Genomic DNA, 25,576 nt, shown 5'->3' with positions numbered 1-25,576 from the left:
GCACCAGCGGTGTGTCCTTCCGGGTCTCCTCCGTTTGCCGTGGTCGCGGCCGCGGCCGCCGGCAAGCTTCCTCCGCAAACGCAGAGAGGGCCGGTCCTGGTGGACCGACCCTCCCCTGTGTGGCGAAGCGGCTCAGAGCCCCTGGGCGACCGGCGGCTCCGGCTGCTGCGGCTCCGGCACGACCGTCGGCGTCGCCGCGGTGTCGTCGGAACCGGCGGCGAGCAGCTCCAGGCGCAGGGCGCGACGGGCGCGCTGCTGCTCCGGGTCCGGAAGCGGCACGGCGGCGAGCAGTCGCTGCGTGTACGCCTCCTTCGGGTAGCGGAGGATCTCGTCGCGCGTACCGACCTCGACCAGCCGTCCGTGGTGCATCACCGCGATGCGGTCGGCCAGCACGTCGATGACGGCGAGGTCGTGGGTGATGAACAGGCAGGCGAAGTTCATCTCCTTCTGGAGGGTCTGCATCAGCTGCAGCACGCGCGCCTGCACCGACACGTCCAGGGCGCTCGTCGGCTCGTCGGCGATGAGCACCTGCGGCTTCAGCGAGAGGGCGCGAGCGATGCCGACGCGCTGCTTCTGGCCACCGGACAGCTCGTGGGGGAATCGGCTGCGGTACGCGCGCGGCAGCTCGACGCTGTCGAGGAGGCGGTCGACCTCCTTCGAGAGCTCCGCGCCCTTGAGGTTCTTCGCGAGGCGCAGCGGCTCGGCGATGGAGTCGGAGATCTGGAGGCGCGGGTTCAGCGACGACGACGGGTCCTGGAACACGATGCCGACGTTGCGGTGCAGCTTGCGGATCTCGTCCCGGCTCGGGTTGCTGATGTCCTGCCCGGCGACGACGAGCTGACCCGAGTGGATGGGCAGCAGGCCGATGGCGGCGCGGCCGAGGGTCGTCTTGCCGGAGCCCGACTCGCCCACGAGGCCGACGACCTCGCCCTCGTGGATCTTCAGGTCGATGTCGCTCGCCGCGCGGAACGCGGGCACGCGGCCGTGCTTCGGGTACTCGATCGCGACGTTGCGGAAGTCGACGACGACCTCGCGCTTGTCCATCTCGGCCTTCTCGTGCTCGGCTTGCGCCGCGCGCTCGTTGGCGCGGATGCGCTCGGCGAACGACGCGTCCGGGTTCTCCGTGCCCGCGGCGAGGGCAGCCGTCGTGTCGATCTCCTCGTCCTCGCGCTGGCCGAGGTGAGGGACGGCGTCGAGGAGGGCGATCGTGTACGGGTGCTTCGGCTCGGAGAAGACCTCCGCCACCGTCCCGGACTCGACGATGTCGCCCTTGCGCATCACGACGATGTTGTCGGCGAGGTCGGCGACGACGCCCATGTCGTGGGTGATCAGCAGGATGGCGCTGTCGAGCCGGTCACGGAGGCTGCGCAGCAGCTCCAGGATCTCGGCCTGCACCGTCACGTCGAGCGCGGTGGTCGGCTCGTCGGCGATCAGCAGCTTCGGGTCGCACGAGATGGACTGGGCGATCATCGCGCGCTGGCGCTGGCCGCCGGACAGCTGGTGCGGGTACGAGTTGAACGCCTTCTTGGGGTCGGGCAGCTCGACCATGGCGAGCAGCTCGAGCGCGCGCTCCTTGGCCTCGTGCGGCGACATCCCGAAGTGGATGCGCAGCGTCTCGACGATCTGGAAGCCCACCGTGTAGACGGGGTTCAGCGCCGTCATCGGCTCCTGGAAGATCACGGCGACCTGGCGACCGCGCACGCGCCGCATCTGCGGCTGGCTGAGGCCGGTCAGCTCGCGGCCGTCGAGCTTGATGGAGCCGCGGACGCGGGAGTTCTTCGGCAGGAGGTCGAGGATCGCCATCGAGCTCGCACTCTTGCCCGAACCCGACTCACCCACGATCGCGAGCACTTCGCCCGCCTTGATCTGGTAGTTCAGGTTCTTCGCCGCGGGCACCCAGACGCCGTCCACGCCGAAGTCGACGGAGAGGTTGTTCACCTCGAGGACGGGGCCGCCGGCCTGCGCCGTCGCCCGGACCGGGTTGGTCTCGGTCATGATTCGTGGTTCCTTTCGGGGGCGTTCCGGCGGGATGAGAGCATGGACCCATGCCCTACGTCTCCCCCGCCGAACGCGAGGTTTTCGTGTCCCGGTTCAACCGGGTCCTTGCCGTTCTGATCTGGGCGGCCGCTGCCGCCCTGACCATCGGCCTGCTGGTCAGCGTCCACGACGCCCGGCTGCTGTACATCGTGCCCGGCGTGCTGTTCGCGTTCGTCGCCTGGGCGATGCTGTGGCGTCCGCAGCTGACGGTCGCCGACGAGGGCATCACGGTCGTCAATGTCACGCGCACCGTCCGCATCCCGTGGGAGGCGCTGATCGCGGTCGACACCAAGTACGCGCTGACGCTGTACACCCCGGGCCGCAAGATCCCGGTGTGGGCCGCTCCGGCGCCCGGCACCGGCAGCACGCTCCGCGCCACCCGCAACGAGACGAAGGGCCGCATCGGCCGCCCACGGGTCGAGGACAGCGTGCGCCGCCCCGGCGACCTGCTGGGCACCGAATCCGGCGCTGCGGCCGAGGTCGTGCGCCGCCGATGGGGCATGCTCCAGGACGCGGGCGCCATCGACGCGGGTCGTGCCGACGAGACGCCGGTCACGGTGCGCTGGCACCTGGTCGAACTCGCGGTGCTGGTGCTCCTGCTCGCGGGCACCGTCGTCGCGCTGCTCCTGGCCTGAACCGGCCGGGAACAGCGCGACGCGGGCGGGCGTCACAGCACGTCCTCCGCGAGGGCCGCTCCGGTCTTGGGGCTCCGGCCGTCGCCTTCGCCCTCCTCCGGCTCCTGCTCCCGCATCTTGCGGAGGTTGAACCGGCGGTGGCGCGGGTCGAACGCGTCGCGCAGGCCGTCGCCGACGAAGTTGACGAGCAGCGCGAGCGTCACGATGAACGCACCAGGCCACCAGAACAGCCACGGCCGTGTCTGGAACGCGGACTGGTTCGAGCTGATCAGGAGGCCGAGCGAGACGTCCGGCGGACGGATGCCGTAGCCGAGATACGACAACGCGGTCTCGAGCAGGATGGCCGAGGCCATGATCAGGGTCGAGGCCACGATGACGACGCCGATGGCGTTCGGCAGGATGTGCTTGAAGATGATGCGCGAGTCCGAGGCGCCGGCCACGCGGGCCGCCTCCACGAACTCCCGCTCGCGGAGGGACAGGAACTCGCCGCGCACCAGACGGGCGATGCCCATCCACGAGAAGAACCCGAGCATCAGCGCCAGGAAGAACGCGCCGAGCCCGCCGAACGCGTGTCCGACGACCGAGCCGATGACCAGCGCCGGGATGACGATGAACACGTCGGTGATGCGCATCAGGATCGCGTCGACGACGCCGCGGAAGTACCCGGCGACGGCACCGACGACGACACCGACGACGCTCGCGATGAGTCCGAGGACCACCATGACGAGGATCGAGTTCTGGATGCCGCGCATCGTCAGCGCGAAGTAGTCCTTGCCGATGCGGTCCTGGCCGAACGGGTGCTCCCAGGTCGGGGCACCCTGCTGCACCTGGTCGTTCAGCTCGGTGTAGTTGTACTTCCACCACCCGGGGATCGGGCCGAGGCCGATCGCCGAGATGGAGAACACCAGGATGAGGATGAACAGGATGGCGCTGGCGACGGCGACCTTGTTGGAGAGGAACCGCTTCCAGACGAGCTTTCCCTGGCTGACGGGCGGGGCGCTCGGCGCCTCCAGCTCATCGGCGATTCGTGTGTCGTTGACGGACATTTATCGGACCCTCACTCTCGGGTCGAGTGCGGCGTACGCGAGGTCTGCCAGGAAGTTGAACAGGATGGCCATGGCCGCGATCACGAGGAAGTACGCCATGACGGGGTTGAGGTCACCGCGGCTGAGACCGAGGTTGAACAGCGAGCCCATGCCCGGGATGGCGAACACGCGCTCCGTGATGACCGCACCACCGAGCAGCGCTCCCACGTCGAAGGCGACGAGGGTCGTGATCGGGATGAGCATGTTGCGGAAGGCGTGGCGCACGACGACCGTCCGCTCCGGCAGGCCCTTGGCGCGCGCGGTGCGGATGAAGTCCTGGTTGAGCACCTCGAGCATCCCGGCCCGCGAGTAGCGGGTGTAGGAGGCGAACGAGATGAGCAGCAGGGCGATGGTCGGCAGGACCAGGTGCGTGAAGGTGTCGAGGCCCGTGACCCACATGTCGCCCTCGAGTCCCGGCGTCGAGGAGCCGACGGTCGCGATGGGGCGGCCGTTGGTGTCCTGGAAGTACTGCGGCCACGCCTGCATGAAACGGTCGACGATGATCAGGAAGCCCGAGACGATCGTCACGATGACCGCGATCCGCATGTTCTGACCGCGGTCGTAGCCGCCGACGAACCAGCCGATCGCGAGGCTCACGATGATGGCCACGATCGCCAGGATGATGATCGTGCCGATGGTCGAGACGTTGAAGAGCGGCTGGAGCGCGAAGTAGCAGACCAGGCTGATCGCACCCGCGATGGCCGCCGAGATGAGTGCCCGCCGGTTCTGCAGTCCCGAGATGAGCGCCGTGGCGCCGATCACGGTCGCGGCGATCAGCAGGATCATCACCACCGGGCCGAGACCCGGCATGAGGAACCAGTTCATCGCCGACATCAGCAGCAGGACGCCGGCCGTCGCGACGGCGGAGATGACGAAGGTCAGCAGGCGCCGCCTCCGGTCACCGCCGATCAGCGACTGCCAGATGAGTCCGGCCACCAACCCGATCACCACGGCCACCCACCAGGGGATGGTCGGGTGCGCGAGGAAGTTGTTGAAGCCGATCGCGACGAACTCCTTCAGCAGGACCGCCACGAGGAACGCCGGAAGCGAGTACAGGAAGAAGCTGAGGAAGGTGACGACGTTGTCGAGTCCGCTGTACTGCCGCAGGGCGGTGACGATGCCGATGGTGACACCGAGGAGGATCGCGAGGATGAGGGCGAATGTGACCAGCTGCACCGTCGACCCGAGGGCCTGCGGGAGGATGTCGGTCACCTTCGCGTTGGAGACGGTGGACCCCAGGTCGCAGGCGTTGGCGAACGGGATGAGGCACTTGGCCGCACCGCCCAGCCAGAGCAGCCAGCGCAGCGGCGGCGCGACGTCGAGCTGCAGGAGCTGGATGCGCGCGTTGATGAGCTGCGTCTTATTGGGGGAATTGCTGCCTCGGAGATCCTGGAGCGGGTCGGCGCTATAGGCGACCAGCATGTACATCAGGAACGAGGCGGCGATGATGATGAGCACTGAGACCAGAAGGCGTCTCAGGATGAAACTCGCCATAGGTTCAAAACCTTCACTGACAGGACGCGCCGATCGGGGGTGCGGCGGAGGGGGGTTTGCCGCCAGGCGCGTATCTCACGGGGTGGACGGATCACGTCCACCGACTACATGATACGGGGCGCCGGCCGGAACCGACGCCCCGCCGCAGTAAGAGTGCCCGGGGTTCACCCGGGCACTCTCACTTACGGAGCTGTTACTTCTTGGAGGACGACTTGACCGACCACTCCCAGAAGTTCCAGAACGGGCCGGACTGCCCGCCGTTGTACTTGACGCCGTCAACCCGCGCGGTGGTCGCGAAGACACCCGGGAGCTGGAACAGCGGCAGACCGTAGCCGTCGGTGAAGGTCTGCTTGTCGATCTGGTACTCGATCTTCGTCAGCTCATCCTTGTCCAGGGTGGTCTGCGACTTGAGGGCCAGGTCGTTGGTGCCGGTGTAGCGGTTGTAGTTTCCGCCACCCTGCGAGGCGAACACCTGCGGCAGCTGCGTGGTGCCTGCACCCGGGCTGATCCAGCCGAAGAGCGAGGCGTCGTAGTCGCCACCCGGGAGCAGCTTGCTCCAGTCGGGCGAGCCGGCGTCGACGACCTTGATGCCGGCCTTGGCGGCCGAGGCCGAGATCGACTGGAACTCGTCGACACGGTTCGGGTTGTTCGTGTTGTAGAGGATGCGCACGGTCGGGGTGGCACCGGCGAGCAGCTGCTTGGCGCCCTCGATGTCGACCTTGTCGTACTTGTCAGAGCCGTTCTGCTTGACGCTGCCCTCGTACTGCTCCTGGTTCGGCAGGAAGATCTGCGAGTTCAGGACCTTGGCCTTCGAGTCGACCGGGGTGACGATCGAGTCGAGGATTTGCTGACGCGGGATCGTCTTGAGGAACGCCTCGCGGACCTTCTCGTCCTTGAACACGGGCGAGCCGAAGTTCAGGTCGAGGTGGTCGTACGACGCCTGCGCACCGGTGAGGATCTTCGCGCTGGTCTGCTTGAGCGCGGTGATCGTGTCGGCGGACGCCTGCGGGTTGATGATGTCGACCTCACCGTTCTGGAGAGCGGTGACCTGGGCGTTCGCGTCCGGGATGATACGGAACACGATCTTGTCCACGTTGGGCTTCAGACCGCCGGCGTAGTACTTGTTCGGGGTCATCGTGAGCGACTGGCCGGGGGTCCACGACGAGACGACGAACGGGCCGGAGGAGACCAGCAGGTCCTTGTCGGTCGGGAACGCGGTCACGTCGTAGCCGGTGTTGACGAAGTCCGCCGCCTTCTTCAGCGTCGGGTCGGCCGGAGCCGGGTTCGCCGGGTCGCCCTTCGGCAGGCCCTTCAGCAGCTTCGTCAGGTCGGCGGCCGAGGAGAGGCCCGCCTTCTTGGCGACGATGTGCGCGGGCTGCGCGATCGGGTTGACGAGCTCCCAGTCCACGTACGGCGTGTCGTACTTGAGGGTGATCGTGCGGTTGTCGTTGCTGACCGTCGGGAAGTCGGTCGCGTCGATGCCGGCGGTCGAACCTGCGATCTGGAAGTACTGGGTGCCGCTCGTGACGTTGCCCTCGTCGTCGAACTTCGCCGAGTCGTAGTGGCCGGAGGCGATGGCCCACGCGAGGATCATGTCGTCGGCGGTGACGGGCTCGCCGTCAGACCACTTGTCGTCCTTGTTCAGCGTGTACTTGACCGTCAGCGGGTCGTCCGAGGTCTTCTCGAACGTGCCGAACTTGTCGTCGTGGACGATCTTGTAGTTGTTGTCGATGTACTGGAAACCGGTTCCGTAGGAGCCGTTGAGGTAACCGACCTGGCCGTTGGTGTCCAGGTTGCCCTGCGGCGTCTGCGAGTTGAACGAGGTGAAGTCGTTCACGACCGCCACCGTCACGGTGCCGCCCTTGGCAGCGGACGAGGTGCTGGTGCTCCCGGACGTGGTGCAGGCTGACAGCGCGAGTGCTGCGACGCCTGCGACGGCGACCGCGCTGACCGCGAACCTGCCCTTTCTTCCGTTGATGTGCAATGTTCCTCCTGTGCGAAGTGTGCGTCGGAACGGGCATGCGAGAAGCCTGGTCCGCGCGGGATAAGAATGACCCTAGGTATCGCTGCCAGCTATTGCAAAACAGCGCGGGAAAACGTTACAGAGTGGTAACTCAGTCGGTGGATTCGTGCACGATGCGCACAAAAACGGTGGATTTGATCGTGCAATGCAACGATTGAATGGTTTGGCGTCGGGGCTGGCAGGATGCCGGTATGGCTGACGCGCTGACCTGGGCCGGAGAGACCCCCGTGGAGCGCTCCGCGCGCCCACGCCTGTGGTGGGAGGTCGCGATCGTCCTCGGGCTGTCGCTCGGCCAGTCGGCGATCTACTCCATCGTCACGATCATCGACCGGGCGACGCAGAGCACGCCCCTGGCACAGCAGAAGGCGGAGGTGAACCCCGCCCAGTCCAGCCGCGAGGTCTTCGACTTCCTGTACCAGGTGCTGGGCAACCTGTTCCCGCTGTTCGCCGTCGCCCTGGTCGTCTACCTGCTCTGGCAGCCGCAGCGCAGCGGCTTCCGGCGGATCGGCTTCGACCTCACGCGTCCCGCCCGCGATCTCGGCGGCGGGGCGCTCCTGTTCCTCGTGATCGGCATCCCGGGCATCCTCGTCTACGCCCTCACCCGGCTGCTCGGGATCACCGTGACGGTGGAGGCCTCGACGCTCGACGCCCACTGGTGGACCGTGCCGGTGCTCATCCTCGCCGCACTCCGTGCCGCGCTGCAGGAGGAAGTCATCGTCGTCGGCTACCTCTTCACGCGTCTGCGCCAGCTGGGCTGGGGCACGTGGGCGATCATCCTGGGCGCCGCGGTGCTGCGCGGCAGCTACCACCTGTACCAGGGCTTCGGCCCGTTCGTCGGCAACGCGATCATGGGGATCGTCTTCGGCTGGTGCTACACCCGCTGGGGCCGGGTGATGCCGCTCGTCGTCGCCCATACGATCATCGACATCGTCTCGTTCGTCGGCTATCCCCTCGCCGTCGCCCTCTTCCCGCACATCTTCGCCTGACCAGCCAACAGCTCCTGAGTTTTTCGCGCCAAACGAGCAGGAATCGCGGAAAAACTCAGGAGCTGTCGGCGTGGGTCAGGCGAAGGCCTCGGGGGGCGGGCAGGCGCAGAAGAGGTTGCGGTCGCCGTAGGCCTGGTCGATGCGGCGCACCGGCGGCCAGTACTTCGCGCGGACGAGGGCGGGGACGGGGTAGACCGCCTGCTCGCGGGAGTAGGGGTGCGTCCACTCGGACGAGACCGCCGACTCCGCGGTGTGCGGGGCGTTCCGCAGCGGGTTGTCGTCCGACGGCCAGTCCCCCGCCGCGACGGCGTCGGCCTCCTCGCGGATCGCGATCATCGCGGCCACGAAGCGGTCGAGCTCGGCGAGGTCCTCGCTCTCGGTCGGCTCCACCATGAGGGTGCCGGCGACCGGGAACGACATGGTCGGCGCGTGGAAGCCGTAGTCGATGAGCCGCTTGGCGACGTCGTCAACGGTGACCCCGGTGCGCTCGGTCAGCGGACGCAGGTCGAGGATGCACTCGTGCGCCACGAGGCCGTCCTCCCCCGCGTAGAGCACCGGGAAGTGCTCCCGCAGCCGTGCAGCGACGTAGTTGGCCGACAGCACGGCCGCTCCCGTCGCATCCTTGAGCCCCTCCGCGCCCATCATCCGGACGTACGCCCAGCTGATCGGCAGGATGCTCGGGCTGCCGTAGGGGGCGGCCGACACCGGCGCTCCGCCGTGCTCGACGCGGCTGCCGCCGGCGATCGGGTGCGTCGCGTCCTGCGCGAGCGGGTGGCCGGGCAGGAACGGCGCGAGGTGCGCCTTCGCCGCGACCGGACCGACACCCGGTCCACCGCCGCCGTGCGGGATGCAGAACGTCTTGTGCAGGTTGAGGTGGCTGACATCGCCGCCGAAATCGCCGAACCGGGCGTATCCGAGCAGCGCGTTGAGGTTCGCGCCGTCCACGTACACCTGCCCGCCTGCGTCGTGAACGGCCTGGGTGATCGCGACCACCTCGTGCTCGTACACGCCGTGCGTCGACGGGTAGGTGATCATCAGCGCGGCGAGGGTGTCGGCGTGCTCCGCGATCTTGGTGCGCAGGTCGTCGAGGTCGACGTTGCCGAGCTCGTCCGTCGCCACGACGACGACGCTCATGCCGGCGAGCACGGCGGAGGCCGCGTTCGTGCCGTGCGCGGACTGCGGGATGAGGCACACGGTGCGCTGCAGATCGCCGCGCGACCGGTGGTAGCCGCGGATCGCGAGCAGTCCGGCGAGTTCGCCCTGGCTGCCGGCGTTCGGCTGCAGCGAGACGGTGTCGTACCCCGTCACGTCGGCGAGCCACTCCTCCAGCTGGTCGATGAGCTCCAGCGAGCCGGCCACGTCGGCGGCCGGGGCGAAGGGATGCAGCGCAGCGAACTCGGGCCAGGTCACGGCCTCCATCTCGGTCGCCGCATTGAGCTTCATGGTGCACGAGCCGAGCGGGATCATGCCGCGGTCGAGGGCGTAGTCGCGGTCCTGCAGCAGGCGCAGGTAGCGCATCATCGCGGTCTCGGAGTGGTGCGTGTTGAACACCGGGTGGCTGAGGTACTCGGACTCCCGCGCCAGCACCGGGTCGTACGACGCCTCGCCGGAGAGGGTGAGCGTCGGAGTGCCGTCGATGGTGCCGCCGAGCACCTCGATGAGGTCGCCGAGCGGGAAGGCGCCGTCGCGCAGGTCTTCCGCCGACTCCTCGTCGATGCTCAGCGAGACGAGACCGGCGTCGGTGGCGTGCAGCAGGAGGCCGCGGTCGTGCGCGCGGGCGACGACGGTGGCCGCGTCATCCACCTCGACCTGGAGCGTGTCGAAGAACGAGCGCGACACGACCTCGACACCGGATGCGCGGAGCGCCTGGGCGACCGCGGCCGTCGTCAGGTGCACGTGCCGACCGATCGCACGCAGTCCGGCGGGGCCGTGGTAGACGGCGTACATCGCCGCCATGACGGCGAGGAGCACCTGCGCGGTGCAGATGTTCGAGGTCGCCTTCTCCCGGCGGATGTGCTGCTCGCGGGTCTGCAGCGTGAGTCGGTACGCCGGCTTCCCGACCGCATCCTGCGACACCCCGACCAGCCGGCCGGGGAGCTGCCGCTCGAGCCCCTTGCGGACCGCCATGTAGCCGGCGTGCGGGCCGCCGAACCCCATCGGGACGCCGAAGCGCTGGCTCGTGCCGACCGCGACATCCGCTCCGAGCTCGCCGGGGGCGCGCAGCTGGGTGAGGGCGAGCAGGTCGGCGCCGGCGACGATGACGGCCCCCGCCTCCTTCGCCGTGCGGATGACGGCGCTCGGATCCCACACGCGCCCGGAGGCGCCCGGGTACTGCACGAACAGGCCGAAGGCGTCGCTCAGCTCCGGGGCATCCGCCGGGAGGCTCGCCAGGTCGAGCACGACCAGCTCGATGCCGACCGCGTCCGCCCGGTTGCGCAGCAGCGCCAGCGTCTGCGGGAAGGTGTCGACGTCGACGACGAAACGCGGCGACTTCGCCTTGGATGCGCGGCGCGCCAGCAGCATCCCCTCGACGACCGCAGTCCCCTCGTCGAGCATCGATGCGTTCGCCGTGTCGAGGCCCGTGAGGTCGGAGACCATGGTCTGGAAGTTGATCAGCGCCTCCAGCCGGCCCTGCGAGATCTCCGGCTGGTACGGCGTGTACGCGGTGTACCAGCCCGGGTTCTCGAGCACGTTCCGCTTGATCACCGCGGGCGTGATCGTGCCGTAGTAGCCGAGGCCGATCAGGCTGCGGTTGACGGTGTTGCGGGCGGCCAGCGCGCGCAGCTCGCGGAGGGCGGCGCGCTCGCTCAGCGGAGCCGGAAGCACGGACTCGCGCCCGGCGTCCACGCGGATGGAGTCGGGGACGGCCGCGAGGACGAGGTCCTCCACGGAGGCCCACTCGCGGGAGGCGGCCGCGCCGATGGCGGACAGCATGGTGCTCTGCGCGTCGCCGTCGGTGCCGATGTGACGCGCTGGGAAGAGGTCGGTCATGTGAGGTGGGGGAACCTTACTCGCCGGTCAGGGCGGCGTACTCGTCGTAGCTCAGGAGGTTGTCGGGCAGCTCGGTGAAGCGGACCTTCACCAGCCAGCCCTCGCCGAACGGGTCGGAGTTGACGAGTTCGGGGGCGTCGACCACGGCGCTGTTGGCCTCGGCGACGGTGCCGTTCACCGGGGCGAACAGCTCGCCGACCGACTTGGTCGACTCGATCTCGCCGACCACGCGGCCGGCGGTGACGTCGCTGCCCTCCTCGGGCAGCTCCACGAACACGACGTCGCCGAGCTTCTCGGCGGCGTAGGCCGTGATGCCGACGGTCGCGACGTCGCCATCGACCAGGAGCCACTCGTGCTCGGGCGTGTACTTCAGGTCTCGTTCTGCGGCCATGGCTAGCGCTTCTTTCTGCTGTAGAAGGGGAGGGCGGTGACGGTGAATGGCAGGCGGGTGCCTCGCACATCCACGTGGAGCACGGTGTTCTCGCGAGCGAAGCGCGGCGCGACATAGGCCATCGCGACGGGCATGCCGAGCGTCGGGGAGAGCGCGCCGGAGGTGACGATGCCGACCTCGGCGTCGTCGCCGGTCGTGTCGTCGTGCGCGAAGACCGGGTAGCCGGCGCGTGCGGCGCGCTTGCCCTCCCCGGTGAGACCGACGAGCACGCGGGCCTCCGGGTCGGGCCCCTCCTCGCTGGCGGCGCGGCCGACGAAGTCGGTGTCCTTCGCCAGGTTGACGACGCGGCCGAGTCCCGCCTGCGCCGGCATGGTGTCGAGGCCGAGCTCGTGACCGTACAGCGGCATCCCGGCCTCGAGGCGCAGGGTGTCGCGGCTGGCGAGGCCGGCAGGGACGAGGCCCTGCTCGGCTCCGGCCTCGAGCAGGGCATCCCACAGGGCGCGGGCGTTGTCGGGCGCGAGGTAGAGCTCGAAGCCGTCCTCGCCGGTGTAGCCGGTGCGGGCGATGAGCACGGGATGCGTCTCGAACTCGGCCGGGAGCGACCAGTAGTACTTGAGGGCCGAGAGGCGCTCGCCGAAGTCGGAGCCGCCGAGGGCGCCGGCGTCCGCCGACAGGCCCGGCGTCGCGAGCAGGATGGAGAGGGCGGCCGGCCCCTGTACGGCGATCAGCGCGATGTCGTCGGACTCGTCGAAGACCTCGACGTCGAAGGGCGCGGTGCGATCGCGCAGCTCGGCGGCCACCGCATCCCGGTTCGACGCGTTCGCGACGACCATGTAGCGGTCGTCGCCGGTGCGGTACACGACGAGGTCGTCGACGATGCCGCCGGAGCGGGAGAGCAGGAGACTGTACTTCGCCTGGTCGACGTTGAGGGCGGAGAGCTTGCCGGCGAGCGCATAGTCGAGCGCCTGACCGGCCTCCGGGCCGAGGAGCACGATCTCGCCCATGTGCGACAGGTCGAACAGGCCGGCGGCGGTGCGCACGGCGTGGTGCTCGGCGAGGTCGGAGGAGTACCGGACCGGCATCTGCCAGCCGGCGAAGTCGGTGAAGGAGGCGCCGGCCGCGGTGTGGGCGTCGTGGAGCGGCGAGGTGCGCTCGGTCGTGTCGTTCGCGTCCGTGTCGTTCACGTCCGTGTCGTCCGCGTCCGAGGCGTTCGTACCGTTGGGCGTGCTCTGCGAGGTCATGAGTTCTCCGATCGCCGGCCGTCGGCCGGGGGCTGCGGGGGCGGCGTCGCCGCTCCCGGGAAGAACTCCCCCTCTGTCATCCGGCCTGAGAGTTTCACCTCGCCTCCCGATGGGATGCGCGGCTTTCACCGTGGGCGAGGACGGCGGGCGCCATCCTGCTTTTCAGAGTGGCCAGTCCGATGCGGTACGCGTACCTGAGAGATTGTCGGGGAGGATTGCTCCTTCGGTGCCGCGCTCGCGCGCGACTCTCCCGCATCGACCTCGTTGGCCCGGTATTCGATTGTCCGGCCAGCATATCCGCTCCCGCCGCCCCGTGCGCACGCGAACATGTGCGCCACATCTCGGTATTGGGCCCGTCATAACGGAGATTTGGCGCAAATCCCAGCGCGGGAGGCGGAGGGGGGGTGGCGTTTGGCGTTCGGGTCGGGATGACACTAAGATGATCCCGACGTTAGAGTCAGGTTGACCTTTAGGTGACGGGAGCGGGCCATGACGGCACGGCACGAACGGGCGAGTGCTATCCTCGCCGTGTCGACGGTCATCTTCGCCCTGCGCACCGACGACGAGACCGGCGGCGTGCCGCAGGTGTGGCTGCCGCTCGTGCGCCGCATCCGCGAACCCTTCGAGGGACGCTGGGCCCTCCCCGGCGGGCCCCTCCGGGTCGGCGAGGACCTCGCCTACGCCGCCGCCCGCACGCTCAACGACACCACCGGGCTCACGCCGAGCTACCTGGAGCAGCTGTACGCCTTCGGCGACGCCGACCGCTCCCCCGGCGCCGAGCGCGTCGTCTCCGTCGTGTACTGGGCCCTCGTCCGGAGCGAGGAGGCCGAGCGTGCCAGCGTCGGCGAGAACGTGCGCTGGTTCCCCGCGGACGACCTCCCCGAGCTCGCCTTCGACCACAACGTGATCGTCGAGTACGCGCTGTGGCGCCTCCGCACGAAGATGGAGTACTCCCGCATCGCCCACGCCTTCCTCGGCGAGCGCTTCACGCTGGCCCAGCTGCGCGGCGTGCACGAGGCGGTGCTCGGCAAGGCTCTCGATCCGGCGAACTTCCGCCGCACGATCGAGGCCTCCGGAGCCGTCGTCGCCACCGACGAGTACCTCACCGGCACGCCACATCGCCCGCCGCGGCTGTACCGCTACAACGACCAGATCGACCTCGCCGACGCGGGGCCGCTCCCCCGCCAGCAGCACCCGTTCGAAGGAAGAAACGCATGACCATCGCTTCGGTCGACACCACCATCCGGCTCATCGCGTCGGGGCAGCTCGACGGCGACACCTGCACGCCTGACCTGGTGGAGGCGCCCTGGACGTTCGACAACACCACCCCCTCGTACGGGCCCGGCGCGTCGCTCGGCGACCCCATCCCGGCGAACGCGCCGCGGCAGGGCGAGCTGCCGGAGGAGTACCGCACCGCCACCGCCCAGGAGCTCGGCGACCGCATCCGCGCCGCCAAGGAGACCCTCGGCGACCGCGTCGCGGTGATGGGCCACTTCTACCAGCGCGACGAGGTCGTCCAGTACGCCGACTTCGTGGGCGACTCCTTCCAGCTCGCCAACGCGGCGAAGGCGCGGCCGGAGGCGGAGGCGATCGTATTCTGCGGCGTCCACTTCATGGCCGAGACGGCGGACATCGTCTCGCGTCCCGAGCAGAAGGTCATCCTCCCCAACCTCGCCGCCGGCTGCTCGATGGCCGACATGGCCGACCTCGACTCGGTCGAGGAGTGCTGGGAGCAGCTGGAGGAGCTGTACGGCACCGAACCGGACGCCGACGGCCGCGTCCCCGTCATCCCGGTCACCTACATGAACTCGTCCGCCGCGCTGAAGGCCTTCTGCGGCGAGCACGGCGGCATCGTGTGCACCTCGTCGAACGCGGCGACCGTGCTGGAGTGGGCGTTCGAGCGCGGTCAGCGCGTGCTGTTCTTCCCCGACCAGCACCTGGGCCGCAACACGGCGAAGGCCATGGGCATCCCGGTCGAGCGGATGCCGCTGTGGAACCCGCGCAAGGCGTGGGGCGGGACGGACGCCGAGACCCTGCAGGACGCCCAGGTCATCCTGTGGCACGGCTTCTGCTCGGTGCACAAGCGCTTCACGGTCGGCCAGATCGAGCACGCGCGCGCCGAGTTCCCCGGCGTCCGCGTGATCGTGCACCCCGAGTGCCCGATGGATGTGGTGGATGCCGCCGACGAGTACGGCTCCACCGACTACATCGTCAAGGCGATCCAGGCCGCACCCGCAGGCTCCACCTTCGCGATCGGCACGGAGATCAACCTGGTGCAGCGGCTGGCGGCGCAGTTCCCGCAGCACACGATCTTCTGCCTCGACGCGGTGGTGTGCCCGTGCTCGACGATGTACCGCATCCACCCCGGCTACCTCGCCTGGGTGCTGGAGGGGCTCGTCCGCGGCGAGGTGGTCAACCAGGTCTCGGTTCCCGCGTCCGTCGCAGAGCCCGCCCGGGTGGCGCTCGAGCGGATGCTGGCGGCGCGGCCCGACACCACGATGGCGGCCTGACATGAGCCGCGTGGTCGTGGTCGGGAGCGGCATCGCGGGGCTGACCGCGGCGCTGCGAGCGCACACGCTCGGCCACGACGTCACGGTCGTGACCAAGTCGTCGTCCGTCGCCTCCGGAAGCACACCGTACGCCCAGGGCGGCATCGCCGCGGCGCTGTTCCCCGACGACTCGGTGGAGGCGCACGTCGCCGACACCCTCCGCGCGGGAGCCGGGCTCAACGTCCGCGACGCGGTGGAGGCGCTCTGCTCCGACGGCCCCGACCGCGTCCGCGAGCTGATCGCCCGCGGTGCGGCGTTCGACCGCGACGGCGACACGCTCGCCCGCGGCCTCGAGGCCGCCCACTCCTCCGCCCGCGTGCTGCACGCCGGAGGGGATGCGACCGGCGCCGAGCTGGAGCGGGCGCTGGTCGCCGCGGTGACGGCGGCGCGCATCCCGGTCGTCGGGGGCGCGTTCCTCCGCGACGTCATCGTCGAGGACGGCCGGGCCGCCGGGGTGTCGCTGTGGGCCGACGGCGAGGCTCTCACCATCGACGCCGACGCGGTGGTGCTGGCCACGGGAGGCTGGGGCCAGCTGTACGCGCACACCACCAACCCGTCGGTCGCGACCGGCGACGGAGTGGCGGCGGCCTGGCGCGCCGGGGCGATGCTCGCCGATCTGGAGTTCACGCAGTTCCATCCCACCGCGCTCTACGCGGGCGATGGCGCGGGCGCGGCGGCCGACGCGGGCGCAGGCGCGTTCCTCGTCTCCGAGGCCGTGCGCGGCGAAGGCGCGGTCCTGCGGAACGCCGCCGGCGAGCGCTTCATGCTCGACGTGCATCCCGACGCCGAGCTCGCGCCCCGCGACATCGTCGCCCGCGGCATCGCCGTCGAAATGGCCGCGCAGGGCGGCCGCCCGGTGATGCTCGACGCGACGGCTCTCGGCGCGGAGTTCCTCGCCCGGCGCTTCCCGACGATCGACGCCGCGTCTCGCGCCGCCGGGCACGACTGGGCTCGCGGTCCTCTGCCCGTCACCCCGGCCGCGCACTATGCGATGGGCGGCGTCGCGACGGACACGGAGGGGCGCACCAGCGTCCCCGGCCTCTTCGCCGTCGGCGAGGTCGCCTGCACCGGGGCGCACGGCGGCAACCGGCTCGCCTCCAACTCCCTGCTCGAAGGTCTCGTCTTCGCCCACCGGGCGGCCGGGGCGATCGACGCTCCGTGGGCCGAGCCTCCCGCGTGGACGCAGCGCGCGGGGCGGGTGGAGGCGGACGCCGCGACGCGAGCCGCCGGCTCGCCGCATCCCGTTCTCCGCGCCTTCGACCGCGACCGCCTGCGCGCACTCATGTGGGAGGCCGCCGGCGTGCACCGCGACGGCGCACGCCTCGCCGCGGCCGCCGCCGAACTCGCCGCCACGGCGATGCCCGACGTCGAGGCCGGAGCGACGTCCGGAGAGGATGCGAACCTCCTCACCCTCGCCCGTCTCGTCGTCGCCGCAGCGCTCTCCCGCGAAGAGTCGCGCGGGGCGCACTTCCGCTCCGACTTCCCGCTCACCGGCTCCGGCGAGCCCGCCCACACCGTCCTGCTCCCCCAGCCGACCCGTCTCGAGGTTCCCGCAGCATGCTGACCCGCCAGCTCATCCATACCGCCGTCCAGGCCGCCCTCGTCGAGGACGCCCCGTGGGGCGACGTCACCAGCCAGCTGCTCATCCCCGAGACGGCTCGTGCGACCGCGCGTCTGATGGCCCGTGAGCCGGGCACGTTCGCGGGCGGCGAGGTGTTCGCCGCCGCGATGACGCTGACCGACCCGGCGATCGCCGTGACCGTGAACGTCGCCGACGGCGCGACGTTCGCGGCCGGGGATGCGCTCGCAACGGTCGAGGGACCGGCCCGCTCGGTGCTCCAGGCCGAACGTGTCGCCCTCAACTTCGTCCAGCGCATGAGCGGCATCGCCACCCTCACGGCCGCCTTCGTCGCCGAGGTCGCCGGCACCTCCGCCCGCATCGTCGACACCCGCAAGACCACCCCGGGCCTGCGCGCGTTCGAGCGGCACGCCGTCCGCGCCGGCGGCGGCCACAACCACCGCTACTCGCTCTCGGACGCGGTCATGGCGAAGGACAACCATCTCGCCGTCCTCACCGCGCAGACCGGCCTGTCGGTGACGGATGCGCTGCTGCGCGTGCGCGAACAGCTCTCGCACACCACGCACCTAGAGGTCGAGGTCGACCGCATCGACCAGATCGAGCCGGTGCTCGCGGCCGGGGTGGACACGATCATGCTCGACAACTTCACCCTCGACGAGCTGCGCGAAGGCGTCGCCCTGGTCGGCGGCCGGGCCATCGTCGAGGCCAGCGGCAACGTCAGCCTCGCGACCGTCCGCGCGATCGCGGAGACCGGCGTCGACGTGATCTCGTCCGGCGCGCTCACCCACAGCGTCCGCTCGCTCGACCTCGGACTGGACGTGGTGGTGGAGTGATCTACCTCGACGCGGCCGCCACCTCCCCGGTCCGCCGGGAGGTGCTGGAGGCGATGTGGCCGTACCTGACAGGCGACTTCGGCAACCCGTCGAGCCACCACGCCGTCGGCGAATCGGCCGCCCGGGGGCTCGCCGACGCCCGGTCGACGGTCGCGGACTGGCTGGGCTGCCGCGCGTCGGAGGTGACGTTCACCTCGGGCGGGACGGAAGCCGACAACCTGGCCGTGAAGGGCATCGCGCTGGCGAACCCGCGCGGACGCCACATCGTGACGACGCCGATCGAGCACGAGGCCGTGCTGGAGTCGGTCGACTATCTGGTGCGGCTGCACGGCTTCGAGGTGACGTTCGTCCCGGTCGGGCCGGACGGCCTGGTCACGGCCGAAGCGTTCGCCGCCTCGGTGCGACCGGACACGACCCTGGCGAGCGTGATGCTCGCCAACAACGAAGTCGGCACGGTGCAGCCCATCGCCGAGCTTGCCGCGATCGCGCACGAGCACGGCATCCCCTTTCATACGGATGCGGTACAGGCGGCCGGTTGGCTGCCGCTCGACGTGCGGACGCTGGGAGTGGATGCGCTGAGCGTCTCCGGCCACAAGCTCGGAGCGCCGAAGGGCGTCGGCGCGCTGTACGTGCGGGGGCGCATCCCGCTGGAGCCGGTCATCCACGGTGGCGGTCAAGAACGCGGCCGCCGCTCGGGGACCGAGAACGTCGCCGGCGTGGTGGCGCTGGCGACGGCTGCGCGGCTCAGCGTCGCCGGGCTCGAGGAGCGGGCGACGGCCTCTGCCGCAGCGCGGGACGCGTTCGCCGCCGCCGTGCTCGCTGAGGCGCCAGGCGCATCCCTGACCGGGCATCCCACGTCGCGGCTCCCCGGGACGGCGTCGTTCGTGTTCCCCGGGATCAACGGGGAGGCGGTGCTGCTGGAGCTGGAACGGCGCGGTGTCGTGTCGTCCAGCGGCTCGGCGTGCGCCGCCGGCAGCGAGGACGCGTCGCACGTGCTCCTCGCGCTCGGGTACCCGGAGGACGTCGCCCGCACGGCGGTGCGGTTCTCGTGGGGGCCGGAGGTGACGGCGGGTGACCTCGCCGCGGTGGCTCCGGCCGTCGGCGAGGCCGTGCGGGCCGTCGCGGGGCTCGGCGGCTAGGGCTGTACGCGGAGGCGGGCGATAATCCTCCCGGTCGGGGTGGAAATCAAGCGTCTGTGGGGTGCTTCTGTGCCGGCCTACCGTGTCCATCGACGACGACCACCCGCCGCGTGCGGGCGAACCGGAAGAGGCACGACATGACCGATCGACCGTTGCCGCCCGAAGACCGGGCGCCCGCTGACGCTGTGCGTGACCGTGACGCCGTGCGAGACCGCGAGGCCGTGCGCGACCGCGAGGCCGTGCGGGACGGCGCCGGTGCTCCGGCCAGTGCCCCTGCTGCGCCCGCGACGGCTCCCGTCGACGGCATCCACCCGGACGGGACGTACGGGGACGGGACGCACACCCTCCGCGAGGACGTCGTCGCCCGTGAACGCAGCGAGTTCGGCGGGATGAAGTTCGGCTCCGCCTTCTTCGGCTGGCTGACCGCGACGGGCACCGCCGTGCTGCTGACCGCGCTGGTCGCGGCGGCCGGCGCGGCCGTCGGCCTCGGCACCGCGGGGAGCGCCGACCGCGCGATCGACCAGGCCAACGCCAATGCGTCGACGGTCGGGCTCGTCGGTGCGATCGCGCTCGTCGTCATCCTGCTCGTCGCCTATTTCTGCGGTGGATACGTCGCCGGGCGGATGGCGCGCTTCGACGGCGTCAAGCAGGGCATCGCGGTGTGGCTGTGGGCGGTCATCATCGCCGTGGTCGTCGCCGTGCTGAGCCTCATCTTCGGCAGCCAGTACAACATCCTGGGCAACCTGAACAGCTTCCCGCGCATCCCGCTCGGCGAAGGATCCGTCACGCTCACGGGCATCATCACGGCGGTCGTCGTCGCGTTGGTGAGTCTGGCCGGCGCCATCCTCGGCGGCGTCGCAGGGATGCGCTACCACCGGCGCGTGGACCGCGTCGGGCTCGGGCGCTGAGCGGGCGTTTTATTCCACAGTTCTGCGGTCAGCGAACTCATCCACAGTTCAGGTCACGGACACCCCGCGCGTCGGTGGTCCCCGATAAGTTGTACCGGTGACTGAGAAGACCTCACCTGTGCCTTCGATCGATGCCGGCGCGATCGGACAGCCGGCCGCGCCCGCGGCGGGGCCGTCGGCCCCGCCGCGGATGTCGCCGCGCGACCAGCGCGTGATCTGGCTGCTGCTCGCGGCCACGTTCGTCGTGATCCTCAACGAGACGATCATGACGGTCGCCATCCCGAAGCTGATGGACGACCTGCACGTCGACGCACTCGCGGCGCAATGGCTCTCGACGGCGTTCATGCTGACGATGGCGGTGGTGATCCCGATCACGGGCATCCTGCTGCAGCGGTACACCACGCGGCAGATGTTCATCGCGGCGATGTCCCTGTTCTCGCTCGGCACCTTGTCCGCGGCGCTGGCTCCCGGGTTCCTGGTGCTGGTCGCGGCGCGCGTAATCCAGGCGTCGGGCACGGCGATCATGATCCCGCTGCTGATGACGACACTGATGACCCTGGTGCCGCCGGCGATGCGCGGGCGCACCATGGGCAACGTGTCGATCGTCATCTCGGTCGCGCCCGCCATCGGACCGACGATCTCGGGCCTCATCTTGAACTTCCTGCCCTGGCGCTGGATCTTCCTCATCGTGCTTCCGATCGCCCTGGTCATGCTGCTCATCGGCATGAAGTTCGTCGAGAACGTGACGGAGACCGAGAAGGTGAAGATCGACGTGCTGTCGGTCATCCTGTCGGCGCTCGGGTTCGGCGGTCTGGTCTACGGCCTCACGCTCTCCGGCGAGTCGGGCGGCGCGTCCGCCAGCCCGGTCATGCTGTGGGGTTCGCTGATCGTCGGCGTGCTGGGTCTGGCCGCGTTCATCACGCGTCAGCTGCTCCTGCAGCGGAAGGATCGGGCCCTGCTCGATCTCCGGACCTTCACGTTCCCGATCTTCACGGTCTCGATCGTGCTGATGGCCATCACCACCGCCTCGATGTTCGGCGTGATCATCGTGCTGCCGCTGTACCTGCAGCACGTGCTGCACCTCGACACGCTGGCGACCGGACTCATCCTGCTGCCGGGCGGACTGATCATGGGGCTCGCGGCGCCGTTCGTCGGCCGCCTGTACGACCGATTCGACCCGCGCGTGCTCGTTGTCCCCGGCTCGATCCTCGTCAGCCTCGTGCTGTGGTCGCTCACGATGGTGACCGAGCACACGCCGGTCGGACTCGTCATCGCCGCGCACGTCACCATGAGCCTCGGCCTCGCGATGATGTTCACGCCGCTGTTCACGGCCGGTCTGGGCGCGGTGCCGCCGCACCTGTACTCGCACGGCAGCGCCATCCTGGGCACCATCCAGCAGGTCGGCGGAGCGGCGGGCACGGCCCTGCTGATCGCGGTGCTGACGCTCCAGGGCACGGCCCTTGCCGCGGGCGGCGCGGGGGTGGACGCCGCGCAGGCCGGAGGCATCCGGGCGGCGTTCGTCGCGGGCGCGATCATCTCGCTGTTCGCGGTTGTCGGCTCGTTCTTCCTCCGGAAGCCCGCCGACTCCCCCTCCGAAGACCTCGCCTTCGCCCACTGACCCGATCCCCACCGTCGAGTCCGCAATCTTTGCACGCTCGCCCCGCGCGGCGTGTGCAATGTGCGCGGACTCGACGGGGATGGATGCGCGGAGCGGTGGTGCTCGGAGGGGCGCGCGAGTCAGAATGAGGCGGTCCGCATGGGAGGAGACCACCGTGTCCATCATCGAGAGCCCGGAACCGTCCGACGCGACCGGTGCCGTCGCCGAGCTGTACGCCGAAGACATCGACGACCTCGGATACGTCCCCGAGTACACGCGGGTACTGAGCACGAACCCCGAGGCGTTCCACGCGTTCGAGGATCTCGTCCACACGATCGTTCCGACCCTCGGCAAGCGCCGGTACGAGCTGGTCACGCTCGCGGCCGCCCAGGCGCTCCGCTCGCAGCACTGCCGACTCGCTCACGGCCGCAAGTCCCTGTCGATCATGGATGAGTCCGAACTCGAGCGCATCGCCCGCGACTACCACGACGCCGGGCTGAGCGAGGCGGACGTCGCCATGATGGAGTACGCCGAACGCCTCAGCACGGACTCCTCCGCCATGACCCCCGACGACGCCGGCCGGCTGCGCGACCTCGGCTTCACGGACCGCGAGATCGTCGACATCACGCTGGCCGCCGCGGCGCGCAACTACTTCAGCCGCGCCATCCAGGCCCTCGGTGTCGCCGTCGAAATCCCACCGGACCTGAGCGAGCGACTGCGCGGGGCGCTCCTGGCGCCGCTGTGAGGGACACCACCCGCGCCCGGGCCTTGAGCGCGCTCCAGGGCCTGGCGCTCGGCGACGCCCTCGGCATGCCCACCCAGTCGATGTCGCGCGAACGCATCTTCGCCGATCACGGCACCCTCCGCGGTCTGGTTGCCGCCGGTCCGCACCAGCAGATCGCCGCCGGGATGCCTGCCGGATCGATCACGGACGACACCGAACAGGCCGTCCTACTCGCGCGCCTCCTCATCGACGGGCGTGGAACCGTCCGCCCGAGCGTCTTCGCCGCCGAGCTGCTCGCCTGGGAGCGGACCATGGAGTCTCGCGGCTCCCTCGACCTGCTCGGTCCCAGCACCCGCGCCGCCCTTCAGCGCCTGCAAGACGGCATGCCGCCAGAAGAGGCCGGCCGGTTCGGGGCCACCAACGGCGCGGCGATGCGGATCACCCCGGTCGGCATCGCCGTGCCCGTCGAACCGCTCGGCGGATTCGTCGACGCCGTGGTGTCCGTGAGCGCGCTCACCCACAACACGGGCATCGGCATCGCGAGCGCGGCCGCGGTCGGCGCCGCGGTGAGTGCCGGCGTCGACGGCGCCGACACTCCGGAAGCACTGGAGGTGGCGGTCGCGGCAGCCCGCGAAGGAGCACGGCGCGGTCACTGGGTCGCGGGCGGCGACATCGCCGCCCGGCTCGAGTGGGCCATCCCCTCCCTGCTCGGTCTCGCGCCGCGTGAGCAGGACGACGCCCTCTCGGACGTCATCGGCACGTCGGTGGCCGCTCAGGAGTCCGTGGTCGCCGCGCTCGCGCTCGTCGCGGTGACCGTCGCCGGGTCTGAGCCCGCGCATCCCGATCCCGACGCGGCCTGGGACACGCTCTGCCGCGCCGCCGCGCTCGGCGGAGATACCGACACGATCGCCGCAATGGCGGGAGCCGTGCTCGGCGCGACCGGAGCCGCCGCCTGGCCGCGTACCGCGCTCGAGACGGTCCGCCGCGCCAACGCCCTCGACCTGGAACCCCTGGTCGACGGACTGCTGGAGCTGAGGAGACGACATGGCTGACGGACGACTCATCTTCACCGGGACGGTCGTCGTCGACCTTCTCCTGACCGTGGATGCGCTGCCCGAGCGCGGCGGCGACGTCCTCGCCTCCTCGGCGGGCATGTCCGCAGGTGGCGGCTTCAACGTCATGGCCGCGGCGGCCCGAGACGGCGCGGAGGTCGTGTTCGCCGGCCGCTCCGGCACCGGCCCGTTCGGCGAGGTCGTCGCCGAGGCGCTCTGGCGCGAGGGCATCTCGGTCGCCAACCCGCCGCTCGAGGGCGTCGACAACGGCTACAGCGTCGTCCTCCTCGACAGCGACGCGGAGCGCACGTTCGTCACCGCGCCCGGCGCCGAAGGGATGCTGAGCCGAGCCGACCTCGATGCGGTCCAGCCCCGCGCGGCGGACGTCGTGTACGTCTCGGGCTACAGCCTCGCGCATCCTGGATCCGGCCCCGCCGTCGCCGGCTGGCTGGGCGCCATCGGCCCGGAGACGCGTGTCGTCTTCGACCCGTCTCCGCTGGTCGGCTCACTCGATCCGGAGCTCCTGGAGACGGTGCTGCGCCGCACCGACGTGCTCAGCGCCAACGCGCGCGAGGCGCGCATCCTCCGGGCGCACGCCCATCCCGCGCCCGCCGCCGGGTCGCTGCGCGGCAGTCTGCGCGAGGGCGGAGTCGCGGTCGTCCGCGACGGCTCCTCCGGCTGCTGGGTCGCGACCGACGAGCCGGCGCCTGCGCACCTGCCGGCCTTCCCGGTCGACGCGGTCGACACGACAGGGGCCGGGGATGCGTTCGGCGGCGTCCTCGCCGCCGCGCTGGCCCGCGGCGCAGCACCGATCGACGCCGCGCGGCGGGCGAATGCGGCCGCGGCGATCGCGGTGACCCGGCGCGGACCGGCGACCGCTCCGACGGGCGCCGAGACCGACGCCCTGCTGGCCTCGGGCTGACCGCTTCGGGCACACTCGAGAGCACGAACGCGTCGCGCGCGCCGACCGAAGGAGGCCTCCCGTGTTCATGGTGAAACGCATCTACGACGCTCCCGCACCCGATGACGGCTACCGAGTGCTCGTCGACCGGCTGTGGCCGCGCGGCGTCAGCAAAGAGCGCGCCGACATCGACGAATGGCTCAAGGATGTCGCCCCGTCGACCGACCTCCGGCGCTGGTTCCACCAGAACCCGCCGGGCGACGAGGTGCTCGACGAGTTCCGCCACCGGTATGAGGACGAACTCGACGCCAACCCCGCCGTGGATGCTCTCCGCGAGCTAGGCCGGACGCATCCCACGGTGACGCTGCTGGTCGGCGCTCGCGACCCCGACCGCAACCACGCAACCGTGCTCCAGCAGTACCTGGAGCACCACCCCTGACCCCCGCTTCCCATCGTCGAGTCCGCAGACTTTGCACACGCCACGCGGCGGAAGCGTGCAAAGTTTGCGGACTCGACGGCGGTCAGCGGCGCGCGGGGTCCAGGTTGACGCCGACGCCGCTCGTCAGTTCGGGATCGGGCGAGTCCATGAGCAGCTCGGGATTGAGCCACACCAGCTGTGCCTCGGTCAGGCCGAAGCGGCGCGACACCTGGTAGAGCGTGTCGTACGGGTTGGGGATGTAGTACGCCAGCGTCCCGCTCTCCACGATCGTCCGCCCGTGCGCGTAGGCGACCACGCCGTGATCCACAGGCTTCAGGCCGGGGTAGGCGGAGGGGAGCGTCCAGGTGATCGACGCGGCCGCCGTCACTCGCCCGTCGCCGTCGGGAGCCTCCTCGATCGAGTGAAGGAACGACGGGTCGCCGAGGGACGGCTGGTCGAGCAGCACGGGGAGAACGAGTTCGCCATCCGCATCGACGCTCTGAGCGCCGGAGGTCACCGGGAAGTAGGCCTCGTCCTGGATGTTCTCCGGCAGGCCGTCGTGCCGTTCCCCGGTCAGCATCAGGTCGATCCCGGCAAGGCTCGCGCGGGCCGGGTCGTCGGGATGGACGCGTACCTCGATGCCCCGATCGGGACGGACGACGATGCGAACGGCCCCGGTCACGGGATGCTCCGCCACCGGATCGGCGATCGGTTCGTGGTCGATGACGCTCAGCCGGCCTGAGCCGATCGTCTCGCCCGGGACGAGCAGGTTCGGAACCTGCTGCGCGATGGGCTCGGAGGCCTCCGCTGTGGCCCGCGGCGTCGCACTCGGACGCGCCAGAGGAGCGACCAGCGCGCATCCCGACATCAGCCCGACGACGCATGCTGCGACCACGGCCGCGGCGACGCGACCCATCCCCCGATGCATCATGATGCGACCCTACCAACGAGATGATCTCCTCGACCGCCACGCCCCCGCCTCCTGAGACATCC

21 protein-coding genes and 2 riboswitches are annotated in these 25,576 nt (G+C 70.4%); of the genes, 13 read left to right on the top strand and 8 right to left on the bottom strand.

The genetic code is table 11. The features are described from left to right. Positions 1-132 precede the first annotated feature (132 nt). A complete protein-coding gene (locus ACF1AJ_RS01650) occupies positions 133-1,995 on the bottom strand; it encodes an ABC transporter ATP-binding protein (RefSeq protein ID WP_391505864.1) in 1,863 nt (620 codons plus the stop codon). Positions 1,996-2,045: 50 nt separating this feature from the next. Between ACF1AJ_RS01650 and ACF1AJ_RS01645 the strand changes: the two genes are divergently transcribed. Next, positions 2,046-2,672 (top strand): PH domain-containing protein, encoded by a 627-nt coding sequence (locus ACF1AJ_RS01645; RefSeq protein ID WP_391505863.1) that lies wholly within the window; start codon positions 2,046-2,048, stop codon positions 2,670-2,672. 32 nt (positions 2,673-2,704) lie between these two features. Here the strand turns inward: ACF1AJ_RS01645 and ACF1AJ_RS01640 are convergent, their stop codons facing one another. From ACF1AJ_RS01640 to ACF1AJ_RS01630, 3 genes are all read right to left on the bottom strand, one after another. Continuing rightward, entirely contained in the window at positions 2,705-3,718 is a 1,014-nt protein-coding gene (locus ACF1AJ_RS01640; protein WP_309861093.1) for an ABC transporter permease, read from the bottom strand. Next, positions 3,719-5,251 carry an ABC transporter permease gene (locus tag ACF1AJ_RS01635; protein ID WP_391505862.1) on the bottom strand — a complete coding sequence of 511 codons (1,533 nt, stop codon included), beginning with the start codon at positions 5,249-5,251 and terminating at the stop codon, positions 3,719-3,721. It abuts the gene before it with no gap. A gap of 193 nt (positions 5,252-5,444) precedes the next feature. After that, positions 5,445-7,235, bottom strand: a complete 1,791-nt coding sequence (locus ACF1AJ_RS01630; RefSeq protein WP_391505861.1) for an ABC transporter family substrate-binding protein — start codon at positions 7,233-7,235, stop codon at positions 5,445-5,447. A 230-nt stretch (positions 7,236-7,465) separates the two neighbouring features. On the opposite strand from ACF1AJ_RS01630, the gene ACF1AJ_RS01625 reads away from it, so the two are divergent. After that, entirely contained in the window at positions 7,466-8,260 is a 795-nt protein-coding gene (locus ACF1AJ_RS01625; RefSeq protein WP_391505860.1) for a CPBP family intramembrane glutamic endopeptidase, read from the top strand. Positions 8,261-8,335: 75 nt separating this feature from the next. Here ACF1AJ_RS01625 and gcvP read toward each other — a convergent pair whose 3' ends face one another. Genes gcvP through gcvT form a run of 3 tightly spaced genes read right to left on the bottom strand, consistent with a single transcriptional unit; the run spans position 8,336 to position 12,883 of the window. Next, on the bottom strand, positions 8,336-11,251 hold the full coding sequence (gene gcvP, locus ACF1AJ_RS01620; RefSeq protein WP_391505859.1) for an aminomethyl-transferring glycine dehydrogenase: 2,916 nt from the start codon (positions 11,249-11,251) through the stop codon (positions 8,336-8,338). Positions 11,252-11,267: 16 nt separating this feature from the next. Next, complete coding sequence (gcvH, locus tag ACF1AJ_RS01615) at positions 11,268-11,642, bottom strand: glycine cleavage system protein GcvH (protein ID WP_018191498.1); 375 nt, start codon at positions 11,640-11,642, stop codon at positions 11,268-11,270. A gap of 2 nt (positions 11,643-11,644) precedes the next feature. Next, positions 11,645-12,883, bottom strand: a complete 1,239-nt coding sequence (gene gcvT / locus ACF1AJ_RS01610; RefSeq protein ID WP_391505858.1) for a glycine cleavage system aminomethyltransferase GcvT — start codon at positions 12,881-12,883, stop codon at positions 11,645-11,647. 63 nt (positions 12,884-12,946) lie between these two features. Continuing rightward, positions 12,947-13,055, bottom strand: a riboswitch (glycine riboswitch). Continuing rightward, positions 13,056-13,146, bottom strand: a riboswitch (glycine riboswitch). 226 nt (positions 13,147-13,372) lie between these two features. Between gcvT and ACF1AJ_RS01605 the strand changes: the two genes are divergently transcribed. The 11 genes from ACF1AJ_RS01605 (at position 13,373) to ACF1AJ_RS01555 (ending at position 24,604) form a co-directional block, all read left to right on the top strand. Further along, complete coding sequence (locus ACF1AJ_RS01605) at positions 13,373-14,101, top strand: NUDIX domain-containing protein (protein WP_391505857.1); 729 nt, start codon at positions 13,373-13,375, stop codon at positions 14,099-14,101. Beyond that, positions 14,098-15,393: a quinolinate synthase NadA gene (gene nadA / locus ACF1AJ_RS01600; RefSeq protein ID WP_391505856.1), complete on the top strand. Its 1,296-nt coding sequence runs from the start codon at positions 14,098-14,100 to the stop codon at positions 15,391-15,393. Before ACF1AJ_RS01605 ends, nadA begins: the two co-directional genes overlap by 4 nt. 1 nt (position 15,394) lies before the next feature. Beyond that, a complete protein-coding gene (gene nadB / locus ACF1AJ_RS01595) occupies positions 15,395-16,996 on the top strand; it encodes an L-aspartate oxidase (RefSeq protein ID WP_391505855.1) in 1,602 nt (533 codons plus the stop codon). Further along, positions 16,990-17,844 carry a carboxylating nicotinate-nucleotide diphosphorylase gene (gene nadC, locus ACF1AJ_RS01590; RefSeq protein WP_391505854.1) on the top strand — a complete coding sequence of 285 codons (855 nt, stop codon included), beginning with the start codon at positions 16,990-16,992 and terminating at the stop codon, positions 17,842-17,844. Before nadB ends, nadC begins: the two co-directional genes overlap by 7 nt. Continuing rightward, positions 17,841-18,983 (top strand): cysteine desulfurase family protein, encoded by a 1,143-nt coding sequence (locus ACF1AJ_RS01585; protein WP_391505853.1) that lies wholly within the window; start codon positions 17,841-17,843, stop codon positions 18,981-18,983. The genes nadC and ACF1AJ_RS01585 overlap by 4 nt, the downstream gene beginning before the upstream one ends. Before the next feature lie 137 nt (positions 18,984-19,120). Continuing rightward, positions 19,121-19,891 (top strand): hypothetical protein, encoded by a 771-nt coding sequence (locus tag ACF1AJ_RS01580; protein WP_391505852.1) that lies wholly within the window; start codon positions 19,121-19,123, stop codon positions 19,889-19,891. A 118-nt stretch (positions 19,892-20,009) separates the two neighbouring features. Then, positions 20,010-21,509 carry an MDR family MFS transporter gene (locus ACF1AJ_RS01575; protein ID WP_391505851.1) on the top strand — a complete coding sequence of 500 codons (1,500 nt, stop codon included), beginning with the start codon at positions 20,010-20,012 and terminating at the stop codon, positions 21,507-21,509. Positions 21,510-21,663: 154 nt separating this feature from the next. Further along, positions 21,664-22,233 carry a carboxymuconolactone decarboxylase family protein gene (locus ACF1AJ_RS01570; protein ID WP_391505850.1) on the top strand — a complete coding sequence of 190 codons (570 nt, stop codon included), beginning with the start codon at positions 21,664-21,666 and terminating at the stop codon, positions 22,231-22,233. Then, positions 22,230-23,264 (top strand): ADP-ribosylglycohydrolase family protein, encoded by a 1,035-nt coding sequence (locus ACF1AJ_RS01565; RefSeq protein ID WP_391505849.1) that lies wholly within the window; start codon positions 22,230-22,232, stop codon positions 23,262-23,264. The genes ACF1AJ_RS01570 and ACF1AJ_RS01565 overlap by 4 nt, the downstream gene beginning before the upstream one ends. Next, positions 23,257-24,186, top strand: coding sequence for a PfkB family carbohydrate kinase (locus tag ACF1AJ_RS01560; protein ID WP_391505848.1), 930 nt, complete (start codon positions 23,257-23,259; stop codon positions 24,184-24,186). Before ACF1AJ_RS01565 ends, ACF1AJ_RS01560 begins: the two co-directional genes overlap by 8 nt. Before the next feature lie 61 nt (positions 24,187-24,247). Further along, the gene (locus ACF1AJ_RS01555) at positions 24,248-24,604 is read left to right on the top strand and encodes a DUF488 domain-containing protein (RefSeq protein WP_391505847.1); all 357 of its coding nucleotides are present in this window, start codon (positions 24,248-24,250) and stop codon (positions 24,602-24,604) included. Positions 24,605-24,686: 82 nt separating this feature from the next. Here ACF1AJ_RS01555 and ACF1AJ_RS01550 read toward each other — a convergent pair whose 3' ends face one another. Continuing rightward, positions 24,687-25,514, bottom strand: a complete 828-nt coding sequence (locus ACF1AJ_RS01550) for a LysM peptidoglycan-binding domain-containing protein (RefSeq protein ID WP_391505846.1) — start codon at positions 25,512-25,514, stop codon at positions 24,687-24,689. Positions 25,515-25,576 lie beyond the last annotated feature (62 nt).

Source organism: Leifsonia sp. NPDC014704, from assembly GCF_043083605.1.
Taxonomy (GTDB): domain Bacteria; phylum Actinomycetota; class Actinomycetes; order Actinomycetales; family Microbacteriaceae; genus Leifsonia.
The sequence above is the reverse complement of the archived record's forward strand: the minus strand, read 5'-3'. Positions and strand labels throughout refer to the sequence as shown.